The sequence below is a fragment of the Pseudaeromonas sp. HNCC25DJ180 genome (assembly GCF_055413345.1).
Map to the genome: position 1 here is coordinate 221966 of NZ_JBVAYF010000006.1, position 6842 is coordinate 228807.

At 56.1% G+C, this 6842-nt stretch carries 7 protein-coding genes; 1 reads left to right on the forward strand and 6 read right to left on the reverse strand.

All coding sequences use genetic code 11. From position 1 onward, the window contains the following. The first annotated feature begins 185 nt into the window (after positions 1–185). Positions 186–1703 carry a YifB family Mg chelatase-like AAA ATPase gene (locus ACZYTD_RS07665; RefSeq protein WP_463890901.1) on the forward strand — a complete coding sequence of 506 codons (1518 nt, stop codon included), beginning with the start codon at positions 186–188 and terminating at the stop codon, positions 1701–1703. A gap of 98 nt (positions 1704–1801) precedes the next feature. Here ACZYTD_RS07665 and ACZYTD_RS07670 read toward each other — a convergent pair whose 3' ends face one another. The 6 genes from ACZYTD_RS07670 to ACZYTD_RS07695 all read right to left on the reverse strand — a co-directional run bounded on the left by ACZYTD_RS07670 (position 1802) and on the right by ACZYTD_RS07695 (position 6660). Beyond that, positions 1802–2272 carry a 2-thiouracil desulfurase family protein gene (locus ACZYTD_RS07670; RefSeq protein ID WP_463890903.1) on the reverse strand — a complete coding sequence of 157 codons (471 nt, stop codon included), beginning with the start codon at positions 2270–2272 and terminating at the stop codon, positions 1802–1804. A gap of 153 nt (positions 2273–2425) precedes the next feature. Next, positions 2426–3034: a thiol:disulfide interchange protein DsbA/DsbL gene (locus tag ACZYTD_RS07675; RefSeq protein WP_463890905.1), complete on the reverse strand. Its 609-nt coding sequence runs from the start codon at positions 3032–3034 to the stop codon at positions 2426–2428. A gap of 64 nt (positions 3035–3098) precedes the next feature. Continuing rightward, the gene (locus tag ACZYTD_RS07680) at positions 3099–4079 is read right to left on the reverse strand and encodes a serine/threonine protein kinase (RefSeq protein ID WP_463890907.1); all 981 of its coding nucleotides are present in this window, start codon (positions 4077–4079) and stop codon (positions 3099–3101) included. A gap of 74 nt (positions 4080–4153) precedes the next feature. Further along, the gene (locus tag ACZYTD_RS07685; RefSeq protein ID WP_463890909.1) at positions 4154–4420 is read right to left on the reverse strand and encodes a YihD family protein; all 267 of its coding nucleotides are present in this window, start codon (positions 4418–4420) and stop codon (positions 4154–4156) included. 15 nt (positions 4421–4435) lie between these two features. Then, positions 4436–5536, reverse strand: a complete 1101-nt coding sequence (locus ACZYTD_RS07690; protein ID WP_463890911.1) for a GGDEF domain-containing protein — start codon at positions 5534–5536, stop codon at positions 4436–4438. 86 nt (positions 5537–5622) lie between these two features. Beyond that, a complete protein-coding gene (locus ACZYTD_RS07695; RefSeq protein WP_463890912.1) occupies positions 5623–6660 on the reverse strand; it encodes a phytoene/squalene synthase family protein in 1038 nt (345 codons plus the stop codon). Between the last annotated feature and the right edge of the window lie 182 nt (positions 6661–6842).

The window sequence follows — 6842 nt, forward strand, 5'->3', positions numbered from 1 at the left end:
AGAAAATCCTGATTCTTGCCGCTTCAGCGGCATCCGGCCTCTACAACTAGCATATGGGTTTAGGTAACACAACTATTTTTTATGCGCGAATGCACTGAAATCCGCCAGCTGACACGCGGCCAGCCAGAACTAAACTCCATACATCATCAACATATAAAAATATAATTTCACTGTAGAGGCAGTTCATGTCATTAGCTGTTGTTTTTAGCCGTGCCAGTTTGGGTATTGGCGCCCCCCTGGTGAGCGTCGAAGTCCATATCAGCAACGGCCTGCCCGCCTTCAACATAGTGGGCCTGCCCGAGGCCTCGGTGAAGGAGGCGCGCGATAGAGTGCGCAGTGCTCTGCTCAACGGCAACTTCACCTTCCCCGCCGCCCACATCACGGTCAACCTGGCTCCGGCCGATCTTCCCAAGGAGGGGGGGCGTTTCGATCTGGCCATCGCCATTGGCATACTGGTGGCCTCCCGCCAATTGCCGCCTACCCGTTTGGCCGGGTGCGAATTCCTCGGCGAGCTGGCGTTGACCGGCACCATCCGCCCTATCCTGGGCTCCCTGCCAGCCGTACTGGCCGCCCAAGCGGCAGGACGCATATTGATACTGCCGGGAGCCAATAGCCAGGAGGCGGGCCTCATCACCACAGCCCAGGTGCACACCTGCGATCACCTGCTGCAATTGAGTGCCTGGCTGGCCGGACAACAGGAGTTGCCGCTGGCACAGGCCCCCGAACCCATGGCAGAGCCAGAGTGGAGTGCCGACCTGCAAGATGTGCTGGGCCAGCAAACCGGCAAACGGGCGCTGGAGATCGCCGCCAGTGGCCAGCACCATCTGTTGCTGCTCGGCCCACCGGGTACCGGCAAGAGCATGCTGGCCAGCCGCCTACCAGGGATACTGCCGCCACTGAGCGACGCCGAAGCCCAACAGACGGCGGCCATTCACTCCATAGGGGGTCTGCAGCGCGAGTGGACAAAATGGCGCGATAGGCCATTTCGAACACCTCATCATAGTGCCTCCGCCGTGGCGCTGGTGGGCGGCGGCAGCCAACCCAGGCCGGGTGAAATTTCATTGGCCCATAATGGCATTCTATTTTTGGATGAGTTGCCGGAATTTGACAAGCGGGTACTGGACTCCCTGCGCGAGCCGCTGGAGACAGGGTGCATCACCATCAGCCGCGCCGCGCGTCAGGTGGAGTATCCGGCCCGTTTCCAGCTCATCGCCGCCATGAATCCCAGCCCCTGTGGCCATGTGGATGACCAGCAGCGCCGCTCTAGCCCAGAGCAGATCTTGCGCTATCTGAGTCGCCTCTCCGGCCCCTTCCTCGACCGCTTCGATCTCACGGTCGAGATCCCGCTCCTGCCCAAGGGCGCCCTCAGCGGCCCGTGTGACCGGGGCGAGACTAGCCGCACCATACGGGAACGGGTATTGCGCACCCAACAACGCCAATTGGCCCGCAGCGGCAAGCTCAATGCCTTACTGGACAGCCGGGAGATTGAACAGCACTGCCACCTCAGCGCCCAGGATGCCCAGTTTCTTGAGGAGGCGATACATCAGCTCGGACTCTCCCTGCGCGCCTGGCACAAGATACTGAGGGTCGCCCGCACCGTAGCCGATATGAGCCAGGAACCCTTCATACAACGCCGCCATCTGGCCGAGGCCCTGGGCTACCGAGCCATGGATCGCCTACTCAAGCGTCTGCACATTAGCTGAGCTATTTCCAGGCCAACAAGCAAAGATTGGGGTATGGCTGGGGAAGGTACGACAACTAGCGCAGATGAAAACGGGAGACGCACTGACCTCGGCCCCCCTTAACTCATAGGTTGCGACATCATGAAGCTGACCAGTTCGGGGAGCTGCTCTTCTGAATAAACCGGGATGCCATGTTGCCGCAGCAGGGCTGTGGTCACCCCTTGTCCGGGCTGTAACTGGCCCTGAAAACGCCCATCGTAGATCCAGCGAGAGCCGCATGAGGGGCTACGCTCCTTGAGTAGGGCACAGACCACCCCCTCTCGCTGGCACACGGCCAGAGCCATTTCGGCACCTCGAGCAAACGCCTCGGAGAGATCCACCCCTAGCTCGGTGCGCACATAACCATCTTGCTGTAACTCGACAGGAGCCCGCGGCACAGGCAGGCCAGCCGCAACCTCGGGGCAGAATGAGACCACACGACCTTCAGTCACCCAGCGTCGCAGCAGGGCATGTTCCAACCCTTTGACCACACCGTCATAGCGGACGGCTTCGCCCAGCAGACAACTACTCACCAGGATCTTGCTGTTCATCTTGTTACCCGTTGCATAGCACTATCTGCATCTGTTGATGAGTATGAACCCTAAGTATGGACCTAGCGACAGCAGCTGGGCTTACTGTCATTTTTACTCACTAGAAAAACAGAGGGGAGCCTAAGCTCCCCTGCATATGCCACCCATCCACTGTTACCCTTTTTGGGCCAGCAAAAACTGGATCAAGGACTTGAACTCATCGGCACTCTTGAGTGATTCAGTCTTGATGAGATACTTGCCATTAACCAGAGTAGACGGCACACCACGGATGTTGAAGCCTTCGGTGTTGTGATCATACTGAGAAACCAGCCCGGTCACCGCAAAACTATCGATAGCACCATCAAACTCGGCAGCTGCTACCCCAATGCTTTCAAACAGGGCCTTCACTTCAGCGCGATCCTTAGGCGGATTACGTTCTACCTGGGCACGTTTGAACGTCTCGGCAGAAAACTTCTCTTCAACCCCTAACAACACTGCCACTGCATAGGCGCGTTGCAACTCAGGCCCCATTTCGCGACCCAAAAAAGCTACCGGATTACGCTTGAACTCCACCCCTTGCGGCAGGCCCTTCTTCACATCAGTCATGATGGGCTCAAACTGATAGCAGTGGGGGCAAAAATAGGAGAAAAACTCCAAGACTTCAGGTTTAGCCGAGGGGCTCTGTTTCACCACCTCATAATTGACCCCTTCCTTGAACACGGGAGCGGCCTGAACCAGTGAGCCCATCAACAGGCCCACCATTAACATGATGATTTTCTTCATAGAATACCTTGTCTGTCTTTGCTATTCAGGCCTCGTGGCCCAACCCAGCTCACAGCCTATTCACTCAATAGCCAGGCGTCAATGCTAGGGGAGGTTGTTTCAACCGAACGAGTTGCTGCTGCAGCGTCTGGTACTGCTCTAACCAGAATGCCTCGGTGGCAAACCAGGGAAAGGCAATAGGAAAAGCCGGGTCAGCCCAGCGTTTCCCTACCCAGGCTAAATGGCTCACCATGCGGGCCGTGCGCAGAGGCTCGATGAGCTGCAGCTGACGCACATCAAACTCACAAAACTCTTCATACCCGGCCAACAGCGTATCCAGCTGCAAGCGCTGCTCAGCCTGCTCACCCGAGAGCAACATCCACAAATCCTGGATCGCCGGCCCCGTCACGCTGTCATCCAGATCGACGAATAAGGGGCCATCGCGCCACAATACATTGCCAATGTGGCAATCACCGTGCAGGGGAATAGCCGCAAACGGCAGGGAAAAAGCCGGGCGCAAGGCCTCGACCAGTTGCTGCAGTAGCTGTGCAAAATCGCTCGTCATCACGGCGGGCCACAACGCCATTTGTCGCAACTGCTGGCAGGGCTCGGCTACACAGCGACTGAACGTCATCGCAGCGCGATGCTGCAGTGGATAACCGGGGCTGAGACTATGCCAACGACCGAGCTGATGGCCGACAGCCTCCAGCTGATCCAGGTTATCCGGCTCTATGTGCCGCCCACCGACGCTAGGCCAGATGGCGAAGAGAAAGCCCTGATGCTGATGTAGCGTCTGTCCGCGACAGACCAGAGGCGTAGCCACGCTCACCTCTTGCTCCGCCAGATACGCAGCCAAGCCATGTTCCTCGTCGATCTGCGCCTTACTCCAACGCTCAGGGCGATAGAACTTCACCACATAGCGGCGCTTATCTTCGGCAACAAACTGATAGACACGATTCTCATAGCTGTTGAGCGCGGTAAGACCCGACTCCAGATAAAAGTCGCACGAGGCCAGGGCATCCAGGATCAATTCCGGCGTCAAGGTTCCAAAATGAAAAGCACTCACCGACTCTCTCCATGGTCAAAGCTATAAATAGGCCCATCCCGACCCGCGGCCAGACCTAAGCAACAAATCAGCCGCTACGGCTTGATACCACGAGCGCGCAATAGGGCCTCTTTGAAATCAGGTACACAATCCTTGGCCAAGCCAGGAATCATCTCCGTCTGCCCCCTACCCCGCATCTTCAGCTGATAAATGAGGACATCATCGCTCAACTGCTCCAGCGGCTCAGGGAAACCCGCCTCACTCGCCAGCTTAGTTAAAAACTGCAGCAGGCTAAGATCCTGCTCGGCTAACCAAGCATCCTGTAACAACGCCAACAACTCTTCTATGCGATGACACTGCATGCCTCTTCTCCTCTCTCAATCTGCAATTTCAATACGAGCTCGGCCGTTTCTCTTGGCACGGTACAACGCCACATCAGCCATAGCCACCAGATCACCTGGCACCAACTCTATCCCAGGCACGAGACGCGCCACCCCCATACTGCAAGTGACGGAGGAACCCGCCTCGGAAAAGCCATGGGGGATCGCCAGCTCTGCCAATCCTTTCTGTAACGCTTGCGCAACCTGCACGGCTCCAGGTTGGTCGGTAAAGGGCAAGACTAACACAAACTCCTCACCGCCATAACGTGCCGCCAAATCGTCTTCCCGGCGCAGCACCTGCGGCAATAAACCGGCAACACGACGCAAACACTCATCACCCGCCTGGTGGCCATATTTGTCATTGAATTGCTTAAAAAAATCCACATCGATCAAGATCAGGGAAAGTGGCGCCTGAGCCCGATGGCAGCGCCGCCAAGCGGTCTCCAGCGCCTTATCAAATCGCGCACGGTTAGCAATCGCCGTTAACCCATCCAGCTGTGAGGTCAACCGTAACGTCTCCGAAGTTCTCCGCAATTCCTGAGCCATATGGGCATTGGTATAACGATGATACAAGCCTTCCATTTGCCAGTGGGCAAGCCGCCGCCGGACCAGGGTAATGAATAGCAGTATGCATAAGACAGAGAGCATAATGCCCAACCACTGCTCATCATACTGAGCACTGAGCTCCAGCAATAAAGCGCCACCAATGGGTAACACGACCCCGTAATAGCAACGGCTACTACTGAGCAGCAAGATGCCCGCCGCGGCCATATACATGCAGGAGAGCAAGGTGAGCATCATACGCAAGGTTACGGGTAGATGACTCATGAAGAAGATGAGTCCCATCGCCCACAGGATAGCGCTCACCGTCACGGCAACGAAATACTCATGGTCCAGCCAGGAGAGACTGATGTTATTACGCCGCCAGCGCCACCACAGATGCCAAGAACGCACCAGTAGACTCAAGAGCATGGTGACCATCCAGGCATCTATCTGCGGCTTGGAGACCCAATCACGGCAGAAATAGGAAACATAGAGGGTGAGTACAGCCAATGCTGGAATGCCAAACGAGCCATTCGCATAGAGATAGAGTAACAATTGCCGCCTGACGCGGTGCAGAACGCGCTCGTTAATCAGAAAACCTCCCTGGGTTTTGCTTCATAGACCCAACCAATGCCGCACGACTACTGCCAGCAAGAGACAGTTCGCCATACAGCATGAGGATCTCTGGCTTCCTTGGGCAACCACCTTCCCAGCCAGGAAAAATAGCACCGCAGCAATCTATCCTGCTTTCCTAACAACCGGCACATCAAGATAAGCGTGTGGACCTGCCCCCGCCGGATCTTCACCTGCAGGCCAGAAGTAAATCCCGGAGTGGCCATGATGCGCTGCAGGGTGAGCAGGGCCATGGCAATCGCCCACAAACAAAACTGCCGTAATCCTTGCTCACTGGCCGGGAGTTGCAGAGTAAACTCCAAGGCATCGGACAGATGACCACGCGCCAATGCCACGAAATGGGCCATCAACCGTGCCTGTTGTTCAGCAGGAACAGAGGCCAAGCTATCCGCGCACACGCCAAACTTGGCCAAGGTCTCTGATGGCAACCAACATACCCCGCGCGCCCCATCTTCCCCCACATCCTTAAGGATATTCGTAAGCTGCAGCCCCAAGCCAAACGAGACAGAGAGAGGAAGTAGCTGATCTTGCAGGTGTTTAATCTCGGGCGAGTATTCGGCAAATAATCGGGTAAGCAGCTCGCCAACCACTCCGGCCACCACATAGCAGTATCGATCCAGCTCCTGTTGACCCGTGATAACCTTGCCTTGCTGATCCAGCATGCCGCGACTCATGATGGTCACAGCTTGTTTAAGAATATCTTGCACCGCAGTCGGGTAACTGTGGCTACGGGCCAACACAGCTGGCGTATCCAGCAGTAAAGCGCGCTCGTGCTCTGGTGTCGAGGCGGAGATCATGGGTAACAGATGAATGACAAAGTCTGGCGCAGATAACGGATCGCTGAATGCGTCGAGAAATTTGGCAATATGACGCTGCTTATCCTGACAAGAGAGTTCAGCATCATCTTCAATGGTGTCGACGATACGACAGAGCAGATAAGCATTCCCAACCCAATCGGAGAGCCGTGCCGGAAGCAGGGGAATAGTCAGAGCAAAGGTGCGAGAGACCTGCTGTAGATAGGTGGTTTGTTGCTCTAGCGTCAGCATGGGACAACATGGCTCCGTCATAGTGAGCGGCGGATCTTATCATCCTGTGCCAATTGCTGCATGTTTTAACAACAATCCCCAGTGCGACTATTAACAGGGAAGATCCAAAACAAAAAAGCCCCGATATCACTATCGAGGCTTTTTGCTGACCTTACGGTCAAATTGGGTGTCTGCGAAGTAGT